Annotated in this window: 12 protein-coding genes; 6 read left to right on the top strand and 6 right to left on the bottom strand. The window is 42.7% G+C overall.

Annotation, left to right across the window (positions count from 1 at the left end; genetic code table 11):
- Positions 1–108: 108 nt before the first annotated feature.
- The gene (locus DEM91_RS04225) at positions 109–621 is read left to right on the top strand and encodes an RNA polymerase sigma factor (protein WP_249858112.1); all 513 of its coding nucleotides are present in this window, start codon (positions 109–111) and stop codon (positions 619–621) included.
- Positions 611–1,099 (top strand): pyruvate ferredoxin oxidoreductase, encoded by a 489-nt coding sequence (locus DEM91_RS04220; protein WP_249858111.1) that lies wholly within the window; start codon positions 611–613, stop codon positions 1,097–1,099. The genes DEM91_RS04225 and DEM91_RS04220 overlap by 11 nt, the downstream gene beginning before the upstream one ends.
- A 136-nt stretch (positions 1,100–1,235) precedes the next feature.
- On the opposite strand, the gene DEM91_RS04215 is transcribed toward DEM91_RS04220, so the two are convergent.
- The 4 genes from DEM91_RS04215 to DEM91_RS04200 are packed head-to-tail and all read right to left on the bottom strand — an operon-like array spanning position 1,236 to position 6,278.
- Entirely contained in the window at positions 1,236–2,081 is an 846-nt protein-coding gene (locus DEM91_RS04215) for a CPBP family intramembrane glutamic endopeptidase (protein ID WP_249858110.1), read from the bottom strand.
- The gene (locus DEM91_RS04210; protein WP_249858109.1) at positions 2,082–3,032 is read right to left on the bottom strand and encodes a bifunctional riboflavin kinase/FAD synthetase; all 951 of its coding nucleotides are present in this window, start codon (positions 3,030–3,032) and stop codon (positions 2,082–2,084) included.
- Complete coding sequence (locus DEM91_RS04205) at positions 3,010–3,648, bottom strand: HAD family hydrolase (RefSeq protein WP_249858108.1); 639 nt, start codon at positions 3,646–3,648, stop codon at positions 3,010–3,012. The genes DEM91_RS04210 and DEM91_RS04205 overlap by 23 nt, the downstream gene beginning before the upstream one ends.
- Positions 3,645–6,278, bottom strand: coding sequence for a calcium-translocating P-type ATPase, PMCA-type (locus DEM91_RS04200; RefSeq protein ID WP_249858107.1), 2,634 nt, complete (start codon positions 6,276–6,278; stop codon positions 3,645–3,647). The genes DEM91_RS04205 and DEM91_RS04200 overlap by 4 nt, the downstream gene beginning before the upstream one ends.
- Positions 6,279–6,468: 190 nt before the next feature.
- Here DEM91_RS04200 and DEM91_RS04195 point away from each other — a divergent pair, with 190 nt between their 5' ends.
- The gene (locus DEM91_RS04195; RefSeq protein WP_249858118.1) at positions 6,469–7,425 is read left to right on the top strand and encodes an alpha/beta hydrolase; all 957 of its coding nucleotides are present in this window, start codon (positions 6,469–6,471) and stop codon (positions 7,423–7,425) included.
- 793 nt (positions 7,426–8,218) lie between these two features.
- Here the strand turns inward: DEM91_RS04195 and DEM91_RS04190 are convergent.
- Positions 8,219–9,754: a hypothetical protein gene (locus DEM91_RS04190; protein ID WP_249858106.1), complete on the bottom strand. Its 1,536-nt coding sequence runs from the start codon at positions 9,752–9,754 to the stop codon at positions 8,219–8,221.
- Positions 9,755–9,997: 243 nt separating this feature from the next.
- The gene (locus DEM91_RS04185; protein WP_249858105.1) at positions 9,998–12,049 is read right to left on the bottom strand and encodes an HD family phosphohydrolase; all 2,052 of its coding nucleotides are present in this window, start codon (positions 12,047–12,049) and stop codon (positions 9,998–10,000) included.
- Positions 12,050–12,326: 277 nt separating this feature from the next.
- Between DEM91_RS04185 and gltX the strand changes: the two genes are divergently transcribed.
- The 3 genes from gltX to DEM91_RS04170 all read left to right on the top strand — a co-directional run bounded on the left by gltX (position 12,327) and on the right by DEM91_RS04170 (position 18,841).
- Positions 12,327–13,865, top strand: a complete 1,539-nt coding sequence (gltX, locus tag DEM91_RS04180; protein WP_249858104.1) for a glutamate--tRNA ligase — start codon at positions 12,327–12,329, stop codon at positions 13,863–13,865.
- A gap of 5 nt (positions 13,866–13,870) precedes the next feature.
- Entirely contained in the window at positions 13,871–15,115 is a 1,245-nt protein-coding gene (locus DEM91_RS04175) for a 3-deoxy-D-manno-octulosonic acid transferase (protein WP_249858103.1), read from the top strand.
- A gap of 156 nt (positions 15,116–15,271) precedes the next feature.
- Positions 15,272–18,841 carry a glycosyl hydrolase 2 galactose-binding domain-containing protein gene (locus tag DEM91_RS04170; protein ID WP_249858102.1) on the top strand — a complete coding sequence of 1,190 codons (3,570 nt, stop codon included), beginning with the start codon at positions 15,272–15,274 and terminating at the stop codon, positions 18,839–18,841.
- Positions 18,842–19,083 lie beyond the last annotated feature (242 nt).

Below are 19,083 nucleotides of genomic sequence, written 5' to 3'. Positions count from 1 at the left end.
ACCTACAACAATTGCTTGTAATTGGAAGAATTATCTTTTAATAAAAGTTAAAAGAAGATTACGTTGTAACTTACATACACCTCAATCGTCATATAAATAGAGGCAAGGATGAAAAATATCAGTTTTCGGAACGACGTCTTACCACTCAAAAATGTGTTTTATCGGCTTGCACTACGCATTACGCTTAGTCACGAAGAGGCAGAAGACATTGTTCAAGATACGCTGATTAAGGTTTGGAACAGGCGAGATAGCTGGGAAGAGATAGATTCCATCGAAGCTTTTAGTCTCACGATATGCCGAAACTTGGCACTTGACTGTGTGAAAAGGCATGGACATCTCGCTGAATCGTTGGAAGAAAGACCTGTAGAGACTTCAGACCACTCATCCAATCCTTTCGAAAAGACGCTGCAACGTGACCGCGTAGAATTAGTGAGAAATATCGTGAATGCGCTGCCCGAGAAGCAAAGAAGCTGTATGCAGCTCAGAGATTTTGAAGGAAAAGCCTACAAAGAAATTGCCGAGATACTGGACATTAGCGAAGAACAAGTGAAAATAAACATCTTCAGAGCCAGACAAACGGTAAAAGAACGATTCAAAAGATACGACAATTATGGATTATAAATATATCAAACAACTTTTAGAACGCTATTGGGTTTGCGAGACTTCCCTTGAAGAGGAAGAGATTCTTCGCACGTTCTTTAGCCAAAAGGAGGTTCCTGCCGAACTCGAAAAGTACAGAAACTTGTTTGTGTATGCACATCAAGAAGCCACTCAAGACGTTTTGGGAAGCGACTTTGATGCAAAGATTATTTCCATGATAGACGAGCCAGTGACCGTAAAGGCACGCACCATAAGACTGAGCGAACGGCTTATGCCTCTCTTTAAGGCAGCGGCTGTAGTAGCTATTATCCTGACGCTAAGCAATGCGTTACAAGTGCCTTTCATGACAAGCAATGGCTCTACGGGTACAAATACAGCTGGAGTAGAACAAGTGCAGCAAGGAGTTTCTGTCGCTATTGGTGATTCTTCGAAAACAGACACCATGCAACAGAGTAGCATACTGCCTTCGGAGATTCAGCCAACGCCCATGATAAAATAAGATAATTTCTATGCTTTCTCAAGAATAAATAATGTTTAGTAAAACAAAAACGAAACTGTGAAGTTTCAACATTCTCTCAAATTTTTCATAACATACTAATGTAAGAAAAGAAACGCCACCAGTGGGTGGCGTTTCGCTATTTTAGCTTTTCTTCAGCTGGATGCAGTCTTCTTTGCAATTGAAACAATGATGGCAGGAAGATACATAACGAGAAGAGCAAACTCAACCATACTGCCCGTTGGCTTCCGCCAACGATTTCAACCAGCCGAAGATTCGCTGTTTGTGGCATCACGTTATACAAAATAAATACTGAAGAATTATTAATCCAGTGGAATACGACTCCAGGGATGATGCTATTGGTGCGAACATACATCCATCCCAACAACAATCCCATGAGGAAAGCATGAGGAAATTGAGCGAGATTGCCATGTGCCAATCCAAATATCAATGCTGAAAGGACAATTGGAATCCATGGAGTGGTTTGCTGAAACGATTTTCTCAAAGTCCTTAAAATGGCTCCTCGAAACACCATTTCCTCTGCAATGGGGGTAAGTACTCCTACGACAAGATAGCCCCAAGGACTACCCAACAAAGCCATCAACATGCGTTCAACACCCGAAGGGACATCTATTTCCAATTGTTCTTTCATCCATGTGGAGGGAATTAACGTGCCAAGAGACAGCAAAACCACCCACAATAGCGTCCCCCATGGCCGACTCTGAACGTATGAACGAGACAAAGGAACCCACTTAAATCCACCAAAGATAAGCATGGTCAATGCACTTGAAAGTCCCGAAGACAAGATAACAGTTGTTGTACTCAGCATCGTATGTTTAGCTGCATATCGCAAGGCTTCTTGAAAGTCCATACCATGAACGAGCAGTGTCCCTAAATTCACCATTTTCATCGCAATGAGCTGTATCAAGACAAACAGCACTAAGTACCAAACAATATCGAGGACTGTTCTAAAAATTGTTTTCATTTATTCGTTCAACTGATTAAAAAACATATTCACATTTTCGGCATCTTGCACCAGTTGCTGCCGTAAATCGTCCACCCCGCTGAAACACTTTTCTTCACGCAAACGCTTATAAAAAGCAATTGAAAGCTGGTGTTGATAAATGTTGGCATGGTAGTTATCCAACAAATTTGTTTCGATGGATAAAGAGGTCCCATGAAAGGTAGGGCGTGTCCCAATGCTTGTCATCCCACGATACCATGCACCTGTCTTATCTATCTGTGCTTGAACCGCATACACCCCTTGTGCAGGAAGGAGTTGAGTGATTTGCTCTATGTCCAAATTTGCGGTGGGAAAGCCCAACTTTCGTCCTTCTTGAAAGCCCCCTATCACGTTAGACGTCAGGGTGTAGGGATAACCCAAGCATCGATTTGCCAATGGAAGTTCACCTTCGCGTATCAACTTTCGGATAATGGAAGAGCTCACCTGTTTCCCTTCTTCGTCGTCTACATAGGCGTCATTCCTAATCACTTCCATGCCTAATTGTTGTCCATAGCGCACATAATCTGCAAATCCCTCTCTGCGATGATATCCAAATTGATGATCGTAACCGATGAATAAAGCACGGACTTTCAATTGATGATGCAAAATATGAGTCATAAACTCCTGTGCTGTCAATGCAGCCATAGTAGGTGTGAAATGAAGAACAACAACACAGTCTACCGCCGTACGAGCTAAAAGGTCAAACTTTTGTTCATTGGTTGTCAACAATTCTGGGACATAATCTTTTTGCAACACCGCACGTGGATGCTGATCAAAGGTCACCACCACAGATGGCATGCCAGCTTGTTTTGCTTTCTCCACCACCTTGTGTATCAAGTATTGATGTCCTCGATGCACCCCATCAAAGAAGCCAATGGTAGCTACACATGGTTCATCTAAGTGTGTATGTTCATCCAAAAAGATTGTCTTCATCCCATTCTTGTTTATTTAGCCAGTCATTGCCTGTAGTCTCATGAAACACTTGAATACCTAATTGGGCAGCCGACTGGCAATTCGTCAAAGAGTCGTCTATAAATAATGTCTCAGTCGCCTGAATACCTGCAGCGTTCAATACACGTTCAAAAATCTGTCGATTCGGTTTGGCTATGTTCATTTTGTACGACAAGAAGATTTGCTCAAAATAACTGTTTTCGGTCATGTGTGCGTCTGTAAAATCGTCTGTCACGCATTTCTTCCAATGCATTTCGTTCGTATTGCTGAGCAAAAATAAACGATAGGACGGTTTCAGTGCCAAGAGACGTTCCTTCTTCATTTGTGGAATGCCCGTTAATAATTGGTTCCATGCCCACACAATCTCTTCATCACTGGCGTTGCAGTCTGCCATGATACGCACCTCTTTACAAAAGTCTGCGGTGGTCATTTGTCCCACTTCTATATCATAGAACAAGTCTGCTGTACGATGATCTCGCACATATTCGGCGACAGCCTTCGCACCTATTTGTTCAAAGGCACTGATACAGCGATGTTTGTCCAAGCCCACAAGCACACCGCCCAAATCAAATATGATATTCTTTATTTGCTGTTTCATGCCTTTTTTGTCTTTATTCGTCGCATCCATCGCCACAACTCTCCAGTCCACAGAACCATGGAAGTAGCTCCAATAACGAGAATCCACTCATGAAAGGACAGCGGAACGGTGCGGAACATCTTTCCGCCAAACGTAACGATAAGCCATTGTCCAAAGATAACCATGAACAAAACCAAGAGCAAACCTCTGTCTTTCCAAAGATAACGAAAAGCGGTATGATTCGTTCCTAATGTCTTTGCATTAAATAAGTTCCATAGTTGAATCATCACGAAGGTGGTAAAGAAGATAGTTAACTCGCGAATATCTACCCCTTCAGAACCTCTACGCTCACAATAAATCAACATCGCAAACATAATAGCGAAGAAGACTATACCGCAAAATAAGATTCCTTTCCTCATCTCTTTGTTAATAATGAAGTCAGAGTTCTTGCGAGGTTTGTCCTTCATCACATCTCTCGAAGGTGGCAAAGAGGCGAGAGCCATGGCAGCAAAGGTATCCATAAGAAGGTTGACCCATAAAATTTGAGTGACCGTAAGCGGCATTTCTACTCCTACAAAGGAGCCACCAAGCACCAATAACAAAGCAGTGACATTGACCACCAGTTGGAAGAATAAGAAACGCTGAATGTTCTTATACAGCGAGCGTCCCCACATCACGGCATGCGCAATAGAACCAAACGAATCATCTAACAACGTCATGTCACTGGCTTCTTTTGCTACACTGGTTCCCGAACCTAACGAAAGACCAACATGGGCATAATGCAAAGCTGGCGCATCGTTGGTGCCATCTCCGGTAACAGCAACCACTTCGCCTCTTTTCTGCAACATTTCTACCAATCGTTGCTTGTCACTGGGACGAGCTCTCGACATTACTTTCAATCTTGGGGCATATTCATAAGCCTCTTTATCAGACATAGCGCTCCATTGTGGACCAGAGATGGAATCCTTTTGCGATGTCTCATCTTTCCAAATTCCAATCTGACGGGCGATTTCTACAGTAGTGGCTTCGGTATCACCGGTTACAATTTTAACCTCTATTCCTGCATTCTGGCATTGCTTCACTGCCAGAGGAACATCCTCACGTATTGGGTCACTAATCGCTGCCACCGTCTGAAACAGAAGACCATGTAATTCCTCTTTTAGCACGTCTTTCGAGAGTACAGGTGCTTTCAGGGGTTTGTAAGCAAACGCCAAAGTTCGCATTGCTTTCTGTTGATAGTTCAACAGCATGCTTTGTAACTGCGCTTGTTCTTCAGCACTCAATGCACAAAAGCTCATCACGATTTCGGGTGCTCCCTTTACAAACAGATAAGGCTGCCCTTTAAGCTTGGCAACCGTTGCCATATACTTATTTTCTGTCGAGAAAGGCAACTGCGCTATGACCTCTATTTGTTCGCGTATTGTCTGATAAGAAACGCCCTGTTTGCTCAACCACATCAACAGTGCGACTTCCGTTGGATTTCCTATTCCACTGTCGTCAGTAAGCTCTGCCGTGGTATTAAGTGCTATTGCTTGGCATAATAATTCATCATGGAGAGATACAGTCTGTGGCGTTAATCCTTTCATCTCCATGACTGTCATTTTGTTTTCGGTCAGCGTTCCTGTCTTGTCCGTACATATCACCGTTACAGCTCCCATCGTTTCACAAGCATGAAGCTTTCTTACAAGATTGTTACTCTTGAGCATTCTACGCATATTGAGCGCTAAACTCAAAGTTACTGCCATTGGTAAACCTTCGGGAACAGCCATCACAATGAGCGTGACAGCCATCATGAAGTATTTCAATACCACTTCTGCCATTCTGAAATAATCGTGCCCTTGCCAAACGACATCATTCACCATGATATCGTGAACAAGGAAAATGATGAATGCCATTATCGCTACAGTCGAACCCACTTTTGATATTAGTTTAGCCAACTTATCCAATTGCTTGTTGAGTGGCGTCTTGGTATCAGTGGTTTCTGTGGAGTTACGAGCCACTTTTCCTATCTCTGTCTCATCTCCTACGGCTGTTACAACGGCTGTTCCGCGCCCATTCATGACCATTGAACTACGCAGAATCATGTTTCGTGGATAGGTCTTGTTGCCCTCATCGTGCGTTCCCTCTGGCAAAACTACCTTTGAGCAAATAGGCTCACCCGTGAGAGAAGACTCATCGATGTGAAGATCGACAGCCTTCAGAAGCAGCCCGTCGGCAGGAATCTCATCACCCACTTCGATAATCATAATATCTCCCGCCACAACATCTCGTCGTGGAATCTCTATCACATGCCCATGGCGGCGCACCTTCACAGGTGACTCTTCATTTAATGCATTAAGGATATTGAACTTTTTAGCTGCATCTCGCTCAAAATAAAAGCCTACGGTCGTGGCAAAAAAGATAGCAACAAAAATACCGAAGGTCTCGATAATGTCTTGTTCAATAAGAGATAACACTAAGGAAATGGCTGCTGCTACCAAAAGAATTTGAATGATAGGGTCGCGGTATTTATCCAAGTACAATTTCCAAAGAGATGTACTTGGAGGTGGCGTTAATACGTTCTCGCCATGTCGTTGTCTGCTCTCTGCAATTTGTACATCAGTCAATCCAGCTGGATTGTACTCTAAATTTCTTATTGCTTTAGTACTCATAATTTTTGCAAAGTTACAGTAAATCAGGTGTATGGCAAAACGAAAACCCTTAATTTGCCATCTTATCATGTGCTAATAAATGCAAAAACGGAGTCTCCTGTTAGTGGTATCGTTGTGTATCTTGTTTATTTTGCTTATCTTTGATTTTCCACTATCAACACCTCAAATGAACAATTCAAGACGGAAAGACATGAAGAAATGGTTGAAAATTAGTCTCCTTATTATCGCTATCATAGTGCCTTTGGCGCTTGTTGGCGGCAGTTTTTACATGCTGGAGTATTCGTTGGGACGCCCGACTCACTTTCAAATGGATGAAAAAACACGGTATGCGCATGTGATGAACACCCATCCAGAAATCAAACCATGGTTGGATAGTCTGTTAACACATCATCTGCTTCATGACACAGTGGTGACTATGCAAAACGGAGAACAGCATTTTGGCGTGTTTGCCTATGCCCCTCAACCCAGTCGCAAGACGGCAATTTTGTTGCATGGCTATACAGATACGCATGCCAATATGATGATGATAGCCCACATCTATGCAAAGATGGGCTACAACGTGTTGCTTCCAGATCATCATGCCCACGGACAAAGCGAAGGAAAACGCATCCAAATGGGCTGGAAGGAACGGAAGGATGTGCTGCGATGGATGGCGATTGCCGACTCTTTGTTCAGCGATTCGCTCGAGCATAGCGAGCAAGTAGTGCATGGTATCTCCATGGGAGCGGCTCTTACCATGTGTGTCTCGGGGGAGCGTACACCCGACTATGTTAAGTGTTTCGTAGAAGATTGTGGTTATACCAGTGTGTGGGACGAGTTCGAGAACGAACTGAAGGTACAATTTGGACTACCTGCTTTTCCCTTATTGTACACCGCCAGTGCCCTGAACAAACTTAGAGACGGGTGGTCGTTCCAAGAGGCTTCACCACTTCGGCAAGTTGCAAAGTGTCACAAACCGATGCTTTTTATCCACGGCGACAAGGATTCTTATGTTCAAACGAAGATGGTTTATCCGCTTTACAAGGCAAAGCCAGCCCCCAAACAGCTATGGATAGGGAAAGGGTCAAAGCACGCAGAGAGCTATCAAGATCATCGCAAAGAATATTCCGAATTAGTTCGCAATTTCGTGAGTCGATACATCCACTAACTCCACTTGATTCAGATAGTGGCACAACGCATAAGCAAGTAACAGAGCGAGTTGTCAACGAAGGCAGTTCTCCTATGTGAGTCATGCGGCTATGTCAAGTAGATAAGGCATTACATCCTAATCATTTTTGGTCACGGCATACGTTGCTTTTGTCCTATTATTTTACCAAAAAACGGTCATCTAAAATCTTCAAAATAGAAAAAATCAATAGGCAAACGCCCTGCAAAAAAGGGCTGATTTTCACAAAATAAACGTCTTTTTAAGCTGAAACATTGACTTTACGGTCTTGGAAACACTCTTTAGAGGTGTTATTCACATGCATCAGCAGCATTAAAGCATGCAAATAGCGAGCTTATCTCAATGCTTCAATCGCCAAAAAGTGGTAAAAACACGAAAGAAAAGAGACAATGTAAGCATAACACACTCAACAACAACGAGTTATGAAAGTTGCTCATAATTCGTGTATTTGCGACCAACTTTGCCGTTGGTGATTTATACGCGAGTTATGAGAGGCACTTTGTAAAGAAAATTCAGCATTTATTTTCCTTTAATGCCACGTGGTATCAGTTCTGCAAACGCTCTTTTATGAAGGGACATTCTCTAAATTTCTAACTAATTGTTTGTCAGTGTGATATGTTATTTGTTCCTTTACGTAGGGAATTAGCTGAAATTCTTTCATTTAGGATTGCCTAACGACACTCTGATTGCAAAGGTTTCTTAATAGTTTAATGAAAAAAGGGAAGTATTCGAAATGAGTACTTCCCTTGTCATAAAAAGCGGTATTTATAACTGATTAAAAGTCTATATCTAAACCGACACCCAGAACTTTATTGGTGCGTGTAAAATTATCGGTGTTATTTGCTACAATCTTTTTGTTTGTTGATTGTAATAAGGGTAAAGGTTCTGATGAAGATTTATCAAATTGTTCATAGTTAGTCCAAAAATAAGCTACATTGAGGCGTGCACGTTTCATGATACGTACAGAACCACCAAAACCAAAAGAGTAGCTACTGGTGACAAAACTCATATCTGAAAGGTAGCTTCCGTCGCCTAAGCCATATTTGGTACGTTGCATACCCGCACTAATCATTACATCTTTTGTTATATCCCATTCTGCACCTGCCAAATATTCTTGTGTGTTGCCACTTAGCTGTTCTTGTTTGTTGTTTGCCATGCGTGCGCTCTTGTCAAAAAAGTGATGATAAGATACCATCGTACGCAGATTTGGAAGAACAGCATATTGTACGCCAATGGTCCAAAGGGCAGGAATGTCGTTGGGTGTGTTCACTCCATGTTTGAACATGCCAGTATCATCTCGTTTTGTATCATTTTGGATGTTGAGATATGTATTGAACTCCATACGAGTACCTACATTCCATTTCTTGTAATTAAAGTTTAGTCCAATGATGGGAGTAACGCCCCAGCCTGTTTGTGTGCAATCCAAGTATTTATCTTGCACTTTTTCTTTATAACTATCCATTGCTGATGCACCTGCATTCAGTTTTGCAGCAGTAGCTTCCAGTTTTGTTTTCTCGGCTCCAGCAGGCAGATTGGTTGCTTTCGAACTCAACATTGTTGCTTGCATTCTTAATTTTGTCGCTTGTTCTGCAAAATAGTTGTTAAGATTGACATTAGCTCCTCCTATGTCGGCTGTTATGTTAGTAATGTTTCCTTCGTACTTATTTAGGACATAATTGATACGCATACCAGCGTATGCGGATAGGTGTTTGTTCATCTTATAAGTACTTCCTAACTGAACGCCAAAGATGTATTGCTGACCACTTAAATAACTATCCATTGAGTAGTGAGGTGTTTTACTGGTCAGCCCTGCCGAAGCTAATAATGCAGGGATAACAGATACTTGACGTTCAAAAGAGCCAAGTCCATCATTAAAGGTGGCTTTGCCTCCACCACCAAAGAGCCCAAATGCCATCTGTATGCCCCATTTGTCGTAATTTAGTGCTGCTTGTAAAGAAGGGAGTATTGGTACGGCAGCATTTCCTGTATATTCTTTAATTCCATTCTCGTTACCTCCATTGAGTTTGAAAGGTTGATAAAAAGGAGTCTTTTCCATTGAAGGAATTGTCATGCCACTTTTTATAGTTCTCGACTGATATACATTTTGAGCATTGAATGATAAGTGCCACCCCTTACTTAAAAAGGCTACGCCAGCTGGGTTAGCGTAAACACCGTCTATACCAATGGCACCATCTCTCGCAAAATTTCTATTAAAAGCAATATTTTGGTTGGTGTTGGTAAGAAGACCACCAGCATTCACTGCTGTACAAATGGATAATAATCCTGAAATTACGTAAATTACTTTTTTCATTTTTTTTATTATAAATTTGATTGCAAAAGTATTTAACTTGTTCAGGATTTCCTTAAAAGTCCTCTATTCCTTAAAATATATTAACACAAATAAAGAGTTTTGTTGCACAAAATATTTGGTTTGTGCAACAAATTTGATTATTAGGTGATGTTTCATAAATATTGATGGAGTGAGATAACTACATCAATTTACTTCTCGTTGACATATGCGCCTACCCATTTGTACAAAGGAAACTTTTCTTTCTCACTTTTTTTCTTGAGGATAGGAAATACGAGTATGATATATAGCTTTTAATCTTTCTATGAGCACTTGTTTGGCTTGTAAAACGTCTCTAAAGGTAATAGGACAATCGACAAATGCCCCACGTGACAATTGTCCGTCAATAATTCGATTGGTAAGTTCGGTAATACTCTCTTCGGTGTATTCTGGCAACGACCGTGAAGCAGCCTCTACCGAGTCTGCCATCATGAGGATAGCCTGCTCACGCGTAAAGGGATTAGGACCCGGATAACTGAAAGGAGCGGGGTCTACTTCCTCATCAGGGTGGTCATTCTTATATTGTATATAGAAATAACTTGCCGTACTGGTGCCATGGTGTGTCAAGATAAAATCTTTGATAAACGACGGCAGGTTATTTTGTTCAGCGAGTTTTACTCCTTCTGTAACATGACTGATAATAATTCGTGCACTCTCTTTAGGCGACAACCCTATATGTGGGTTGGCTCCTACTTGGTTTTCAGTGAAATATGCAGGATTGGTCATTTTGCCAATGTCATGATAGAGCGCTCCTGTACGAACCATCAAACTGTTGGCTTCGATTTTGTTAGCAATCTCTGCAGCCAAGTTTGCTACCGTGATGGAGTGTTGGAAAGTGCCTGGGGCTATTTCACTAAGGTTGCGTAGAATACCTCTATTGGTGTTGGACAGCTCGAACAAGGTAACATTAGATGTGAAGCCGAACATTTTTTCAATGATGAACATCAAAGGATAAGCCAATAGTAGCAGTACGGCATTCACGACAAAGTGGTAATACATGTCTGCATCGAGCTTGTTGAGCGAACTGTTTTGCATGAGTTGTAGCGAAAAATAAACAGCGATATAAGACAGCCCAACCAAGATAGCTGTTTTGAATACCTGTGAGCGTTGTGTGAGTTCGCGCAGCGAATAGATGGCTACCATACCCGCAACAATTTGCATAATGATAAATTCATATTGATATTTCACAGCCGCAGCACAGATAAGAACGATAGTACAATGTGTAACGAATGCAGTTCTGGAATCCATGAACATGCGCACAAAAATGGCTGCAGTGGTTAATGGTAGAATGTATATGCTAAAAAGATTGTGCCTAATCATTAACGATACGATGATAGGAAATATCGTCACAAGTACATAGAGCATGGTGATGCTGCTTGGCTTGTTAAAATAGTCTTTGCGGAAAAGAGAAAGATAAATCGTAAATAGCAGCACAAGTATGGTGACATAGAGCAATTGCCCGTAAAAAGTAGTCTTCATTTCATCAGCCGAAACGTTTCTACGTTGCATCTCCCGCTCAAAAGAATTGAGTACTCGATAGGTGTATTCGTTGACAATATCACCGCGGTCAATAATCTTTTGTCCGCTAATTACCATTCCACTGGCAATCGCAATCCCACTGAGAAGGTCGTTAAGTTCGGTCTCACTGCGCTCTTTGTCATAATCCATATTGGGTTGGATATATTCGTTGAGGTTACAGCGTTGTAGTAATTGTCGGTAGGGCATCAACTTTGCGTCGTTAAAGAGTTGCTCATAAGCCGAGAGTGTAGAGTTGATACAGTTAATTTGGAGACTTTGCACCTGTTTTCCGCTCACCACTCTCACCATACTTGTGGAGTCTTTTCCAAAGCGATTGTACTCAGGTGTGTTGATAATACCCTGCTGGTATAGGCGGTGGAGACGATCCAATAGAATGTTCAGGTACACTGTGGGCAGACCTGGAATGCCTACCTTAAAATCGTTCTTGAAGCGATCAATCTGTTGTTTCTCAACTTGTGTGCGATAATTAAAGTAGGGTTGGAAATATTGTAGCAAAGAATCTTTCTCCTCTTGAATGGCTTCATCTGTCTTGTAAACAGGAAAATCAAAACTTGCTATAAACGAGTTGTACATCCATGGCTTGTCGATGTCATAATGAAATTGCTGACTTGCATTTCTTGGCAACAACCAAACGATGAGTGCTACGGTGATGAGAATTAAAGCACTACGTGTAAATAGGTTACGCCACTGTATGGATTCCTTAAAATTAAAGTTGCTCATGCTGATGCAAATTCTTTGGTTGAGTTGATAAAGTCACTTCTTCATGATAAGAATAGGCTTGTTATTTCCTTTAAGTTTCTATCTTTCATTGAAGTAAGAAAAAAATGTGATTACTATAATCATTATGCGAAAATACAAAAAAAATACGCTATAATGCAAAAAAAAGATTACTTTTGCAAAAAATAACGTGAATCAAAAAATAAGCAGGTAGACTTTACTTGTTAAAGCGTGGCTTGTTTTTACACATATTTATATATCTTATCTTCATTTATTAAGAATGGCAGAAAGAAAAGTACGTGTGCGCTTTGCACCAAGTCCTACGGGCCCTCTGCATATTGGCGGAGTGCGAACGGCATTGTATAATTATCTCTTCGCGCGTCAACATGGCGGCGATTTTGTGTTTAGAATCGAAGACACCGACACCAATCGGTTTGTGCCAGGAGCCGAAGCATATATCTTGGAATCCTTCAAATGGCTGGGTATTCAGTTTGATGAGGGCGTCAGTTTTGGGGGTGAGCATGGTCCTTACCGTCAGAGTGAGCGGAGAGACATCTATAAAAAGTATGTCAAACAGTTGTTAGAGGAAGGCAAGGCTTACATTGCCTTTGACACACCAGAAGAATTGGATGCAAAGAGAAAGGAAATAGACAATTTCCAATATGATGCTCATACGAGGACACAGATGCGCAACTCTTTGACAATGAGTAAGGAAGAGTGCGACCAACGCATTGCTGATGGTGAACAATTTGTGGTTCGCTTTAAGATAGAACCCGGAGTAGAAGTGCACGTGCAAGATATGATACGTGGCGAAGTGATGGTTAAAAGCGACATCCTTGATGATAAGGTGCTTTACAAGAGTGCCGATGAATTGCCAACTTACCATTTGGCAAACATTGTAGACGACCACCTGATGGAGATTACTCATGTCATTAGAGGCGAAGAATGGTTGCCCAGCGCACCGTTACACGTTTTGTTGTATCAAGCGTTTGGTTGGGCGGATACCATGCCCCTGTTTGCTCATCTGCCGTTACTCTTAAAGCCAGAAGGCAAAGGAAAGTTGTCGAAACGTGACGGTGATCGGCTTGGTTTCCCTGTCTTCCCTTTAGAATGGCACGACCCAAAGTCGGGAGAGGTATCGTCTGGCTATCGTGAAAGTGGTTATTTCCCCGAAGCAGTCATTAACTTCTTGGCGTTATTGGGTTGGAATCCAGGTACAGATCAAGAACTTTTTAGTCTTGATGAGTTGGTAGACGCCTTTGACATCACACGATGTTCCAAGGCAGGTGCTAAGTTTGATTATCAAAAAGGTATCTGGTTCAATCACGAGTACATCTTGTCGAAGAGTGATGATGAGATTGCTGAGCTCTTTGCGCCTATTGTTGCCAACAATGGGGTTGATGAATCGTTGGAACGCATCACACAGGTAGTACACATGATGAAAGACCGGGTCGACTTTGTGAAGGAATTGTGGCCCTTATGTTCGTTCTTCTTTGTGGCTCCGTTAGAATACGACCCCAAGACAGTTCGCAAGCGTTGGAAAGACTATTCTGTTCAGCAAATGACGGAATTGGCTGCTTTGCTGGAAAGTTTAGACGACTTCTCGTTGGAGAATCAGGAAGAGAAAGTCATGAAATGGGTTGAAGACAAAGGGTATAAATTGGGAGATGTCATGAACGCCTTTCGTTTAACATTGGTAGGAATAGGCAAAGGTCCTGGCATGTTTGACATCTCTGCGTTCCTCGGAAAGGAAGAGACGTTAAAACGGTTACATAAAGCCATTGAAGTCATTCCTACACTTCAATCAACTTCTGAATAAGGAAGGTGGATAGTAGAAAACCAATTTCCGTTGTTTACCAAGTAGCTATCTATATCTATTTACTTGGTGTTGCTGTAGCCAGTGCTTTCAGCAAGAAAGTGCGTACCATGTGGAAAGGTGAACACGAAGCGATTGGCATTCTGAAAAAGAATGTTAATCCCAATCATCAGTACATTTGGTTTCATGCCGCATCGTTGGGAGAATTTGAACAAGGTCGCCCTTTGATAGAACGTATACGGAGCGAATATCCCGAATACAAAATACTACTTACCTTTTTCTCGCCTTCGGGTTACGAGGTAAGAAAGAACTACGAGTATGCCGATATCGTGTGCTATCTACCCATAGACACCATTCGCAACGCCCGTAGGTTTTTGCGAGCGGTGCATCCTTGCATGGCTTTCTTCATTAAATATGAATTTTGGTACAATTATCTTCACATCCTCAAGCACCGCAATGTGCCTGTGTATAGTGTGAGTAGTATCTTCCGAGAGCATCAAATTTTCTTCCGTTGGTATGGCAAAAGTTATGCAGGAGTGTTGAGATGTTTTACGCATTTCTTTGTTCAAAACGAAAAGAGCAAGCACTTGCTTCACACGATAGGGATAGATACGGTCGATGTCGTAGGCGATACTCGCTTTGATAGAGTGTTGCAAATCAAAGACAAAGCTCAGCAACTCCCGATAGTTGAGGCTTTCAAAGCAGATAAAAAAGTGTTTGTTGCAGGCTCAAGTTGGGCGCCAGACGAGGATATTTTTATTCCTTTCATGAATGAATGTAAGGACTGGAAAATGATCATTGCCCCCCATGTTATCAGTGAAGAGCATTTGAAACGTATCGAAGAAAAATGCAAGGGAAAGACGGTTCGTTACACCGCAACAACCCCCGAAGAAGCTGCACAAGCTCAATGCTTGTTAATCGACTGCTTCGGACTGCTATCGAGTGTTTATCATTATGGTGAAGTGGCATATGTTGGTGGTGGCTTTGGGGTAGGAATACACAACGTGTTAGAAGCCGCCGTATGGAAAATGCCCGTTCTTTTTGGACCTAACCATCAGCGTTTTCAAGAAGCGCAAGAACTAATCAAGGCGAAGGGAGGGTTTGAAATCACGGACAGTTCTTCGTTTGCACGTATGATGCAACAGTTCATGACTCAGCAAGAGTATTTGCGATTGAGTGGCGATGCGGCTGGTAGTTATGTGGAATCTAAGACGGGTGCTACCCATAAGATTTTGAAGCAAATAGATTTGTAAATCTATCTACCTTTGCAAAAAGGATACTGTTTGACTTTCAATAAAACGATATAGTGTAAAAGGTTAACTTATTTTCTTGAGTTAACCTTTTGTGTTCTTGTACATTATGCTTATTTTTGTCAAACAATCAACAATCAATTTTCAACGACATACAATATGATACGGCATTCAAGGTATTTTTATGGCTTTTTGGTAACGATGACTTTTTGGGTACAATTTGCTTTTGCACAAACCTATACTCGTGGCATTGGCATTTATCCGGGGCGTGTGCAAGAGGCTTATGTGCCTACGTTAGTGCAGGACAACACGTACCGCAACATAGCTTTGCATCGCAAGGCGTACCATTCTTCGAGCTATGATTACAATCTCACGGCACAACTCATTACCGATGGTATTATCACTCGTGCGATGCCTTCTCGGCTCACAGTTACAACCAATCAAGGCATTTTGCCCCTTAGAGAACGCGAATGGGCTATCGACCGAGGCGAATATACGCGAAATATCCTGCTGGGAAGTAAGGCTTTCATTCAATACCAGTGGGACAATATGCATGTTACTGCCAACGAAATAAGCATCGTTGCTCGAGTGGCTTACCACGAGCAACAAGCAACCAGCGGTTATAAGATTAGATTGTTGGCTTGTGATGAGAGGGGAAAATGGCAGGTCGTGGCGCAGCAAGCAGCCGACTCGTTGCCAGGGGTGGCGTCCAGATACAAGGCGCATAGCGACCCTAACAAGGTAACTGACACCGAACTGCTGCCTACACGTAATTTGAAAATGGCATTCAGATTAAATAGCAAAGTGCCCCGTCTATACGGTTTGCGCTTGGAACTCCAAATGGCAGGCGCTGCACATTGGACGCTTAATCAACTTAACTTCGCCCAAAATGGCACACCCGTCACAGATGTATTGCCTTCTGCAGCTTTTCGTAGTGCTTGGATGAGTGCTACTCCGAGCGATGAATGGGTAAAAGTGGATTTAGGAGCGCAAGCCTCTTTCGACAAAATAAAGTTGCACTGGCTCAACAAAGCCATACGTGGCGAGGTGCTGGTGTCAAAAGATGATGAGCATTGGGAGCACATTGCCACTCTTCAGCAACGGGTACAAAGACAAGAAACCATTGCTTGTAAAGCTACGGCACGCTATATAAAAGTGAAAATGACTGCATCGAAGAATGGCAAGCCGTTTGTGTTGAGCGAAATAGAGGTGATGGGTAGGGGCGGACTTACAGCTAAACCTTATCCCGAAAGCACTTACCAAGACAATAGATGGAGCCTGAATGGTGGAAACTGGCGGTTGCAACGAGCTTCAGAAGTACATGCTGTGGGTGAACAAATAGCAAGTCTAAACTTCGATGATAGTGGCTGGATAACCGCTACAGTACCCGCTACGGTGCTGTCAAGCTATGTCAATATAGAGGCTGTACCTCATCCCAATAGAGACAACCAGTTGTTTATGGTATCTGAATCGTTCTTCAATTCCAACTTTTGGTATCGCCGAACTTTCATCTTGCCGAAAGAGATGGTAGGGCAAGCTGTATTTCTTAATTTTGATGGCATTAACTGGAAAGCTAACATCTATCTAAATGGAAAGCGCATCAATCGCATAGAAGGCGCATTCATACGCAGTAAAACAGAGATTACGCACCTGCTCAGAGAGGGCAAAAATGTGTTGGCTGTAGAGATTATCAAGACCCAACATCCTGGCGCAGTGAAGGAGAAAAACCAACTCAACACCGACTTTAATGGAGGAATCTTGGGGGCGGACAACCCTACTTTTCATGCCACAATTGGGTGGGATTGGATTTCTACAGTCCGTGGACGTAACATTGGGATATGGAATCATGTGTATTTAACTGCAGAGGGGTGTGTTACATTAAGTGATGCCGTGGTCACCACTCGTCTTCATTTGCCTGATACGTTGGCAACGGTGACGCCCTCTGTCCGCCTTACCAACAACCAGCAACACCCCATTCATGGAGTATTAAAAGGGTGGATAGGAGCGGTCAAGTTTGAAAAGCCAGTCACCATTCCTGCCTCAACCACCATAGAAGCCACTTTCTTACCAACGGATTATGCGCAACTGCAGCGGCAACGCTTCCGTTTGTGGTGGCCTAATGGTTACGGAGAGCCATATCTTTACGATGCGGGCTACACCTTCGAAGCCCACGATGGTGGCTCTCAACCATTACATTATAAGGCAGGTATTCGCCAGATGAGCTATAAAGACGCAGACACACGCCTTACCTTATATATTAATGGGAAACGATTTATTCCACTTGGGGGCAACTGGGGCTTCAGCGAGAGCAACCTTAACTACAGGGCACGCGAATACGACGCGGCTGTAAAATACCATCGCAACATGAATTGCAATATGATACGCAATTGGGTAGGACAAACAGGCAATGATGAGTTTTACGAGGCTTGCGACCGCTACGGCATCATGGTATGGAAAGATTTCTGGTTGGCAAACCCCTCTGACGGTCCCGATCCACAGGATGAGCGGATGTTCTTAAACAATGCGAAGGACGATGTTTATCGCATTCGCAATCACCCCTGCATTGCTTTGTACTGTGGACGAAACGAGGGATTTCCACCTAAGACGCTCGATACTGCTCTTCGCCAAATCGTAAATACCATGCACCCTGACATGTTATACATCTCCAGTTCGGCGGATGAGGGCGTCAGTGGGCACGGTCCTTATTGGGCTTTGCCAGAAAAAGAGTATTTTGAAAAGCAAACAGGCAAGTTGCACACGGAGCGCGGAATGCCCAACGTGATGAACTATGAGAGTCTTTGCCGCACACTTTCTCCTCATCATCTGTGGCCTCAAAACGATGCATGGGGCAAGCACGACTATACATTGGAGGGTGCGCAGCGTGGGGCATCGTTTAATAGAATTATTGAAAAGGCTTTTGGCGTGATTGGAGACGTACATCAGTTTACCAAACTTGCGCAATGGGTGAATTATAATGGTTATCGTGCCATGTTCGAATCGGGCAGCAAGCACCGCTTAGGACTGCTCATTTGGATGAGTCATCCTTGCTGGCCCAGCATGACATGGCAGACCTACGATTATTACCTCGAGCCGACAGCTGCTTACTTTGGCGTGAAAAAGGCATGTGAACCATTGCATATACAATGGAATGCAAGTACTCGAAAAATGGAGGTTGTCAATCTTCATAAAATGCTGAAGGACAGCTTGACAGCGCAATGTGAGGTGCTGGACATGTGGGGAAAATCCATCGTGAAATATCAACAGCGGATAGAAACCAAGCCCGATACAACCGTAGAGTGCATGGCTATCGATGTGCCTGCTATCCGTGGTACGGTCTATTACTTGAAGATGTCGCTATTAGATGCACAAAACAGGTTGTTATCTGACAATTTTTATGTTTGCTCTACCGATGAGGGCAACTTCCAAGCCTTGCACTCTTTGCCCGCTGTTAAGCCTGCTGTGACATTTGTCAAGGATAAAAATAAGGTGAAGGTAGAACTGTACAATCCCACTGATACGCCTGCCATGCTCATTCGTTTGCAATTAAAAGGTAGCGATGGCGAACAGATTTTGCCAGTCGACTATACCGACAACTATTTCCATTTGATGCCACATGAACGCAAAACAGTTGTCATTGCATGGGAAGAGGAAGATGCGCGAGGAGTTGATGTGCAGTTGCAACTGGAGGGAATGAACGTGCCAACTGCGCATATCCCATTCGTGAGATGAGGATATTTGCAGGTTCTGCGAATTCTGTGAAACAACGTCCACTGTGTAAAACGTGTATTCTTAATATCAAAACTGCTTAACATAAAGGGAAGGGAGCATTCAAACCATGCTACTGAAATCATGGCTGCTCACCTTTCCCCTTTTGGAGAAATAGCTAAAGTTCCGCCTTATCAAAAAGAAAGGATTTTGTATTTGTTTGCACGATTGAGCGTAAAAATCCTATTTTTTGTATAACTTTGTAT

It is taken from the genome of Prevotella sp. TCVGH, assembly GCF_023522295.1.
GTDB classification, from domain to species: Bacteria; Bacteroidota; Bacteroidia; order Bacteroidales; family Bacteroidaceae; genus Prevotella; species Prevotella timonensis.
This window is presented reverse-complemented; position numbering and strand designations above follow the sequence as displayed.

Excerpts from the sequence above, each read along its gene's own strand:
- DEM91_RS04225 (WP_249858112.1), top strand. The coding sequence starts at position 109 with ATGAAAAATATCAGTTTTCGGAACGACGTCTTACCACTCAAAAATGTG.
- DEM91_RS04220 (WP_249858111.1), top strand. The coding sequence starts at position 611 with ATGGATTATAAATATATCAAACAACTTTTAGAACGCTATTGGGTTTGC.
- DEM91_RS04215 (WP_249858110.1), bottom strand. The coding sequence starts at position 2,081 with ATGAAAACAATTTTTAGAACAGTCCTCGATATTGTTTGGTACTTAGTG.
- DEM91_RS04210 (WP_249858109.1), bottom strand. The coding sequence starts at position 3,032 with ATGAAGACAATCTTTTTGGATGAACATACACACTTAGATGAACCATGT.
- DEM91_RS04205 (WP_249858108.1), bottom strand. The coding sequence starts at position 3,648 with ATGAAACAGCAAATAAAGAATATCATATTTGATTTGGGCGGTGTGCTT.
- DEM91_RS04200 (WP_249858107.1), bottom strand. The coding sequence starts at position 6,278 with ATGAGTACTAAAGCAATAAGAAATTTAGAGTACAATCCAGCTGGATTG.
- DEM91_RS04195 (WP_249858118.1), top strand. The coding sequence starts at position 6,469 with ATGAAGAAATGGTTGAAAATTAGTCTCCTTATTATCGCTATCATAGTG.
- DEM91_RS04190 (WP_249858106.1), bottom strand. The coding sequence starts at position 9,754 with ATGAAAAAAGTAATTTACGTAATTTCAGGATTATTATCCATTTGTACA.
- DEM91_RS04185 (WP_249858105.1), bottom strand. The coding sequence starts at position 12,049 with ATGAGCAACTTTAATTTTAAGGAATCCATACAGTGGCGTAACCTATTT.
- gltX (WP_249858104.1), top strand. The coding sequence starts at position 12,327 with ATGGCAGAAAGAAAAGTACGTGTGCGCTTTGCACCAAGTCCTACGGGC.
- DEM91_RS04170 (WP_249858102.1), top strand. The coding sequence starts at position 15,272 with ATGATACGGCATTCAAGGTATTTTTATGGCTTTTTGGTAACGATGACT.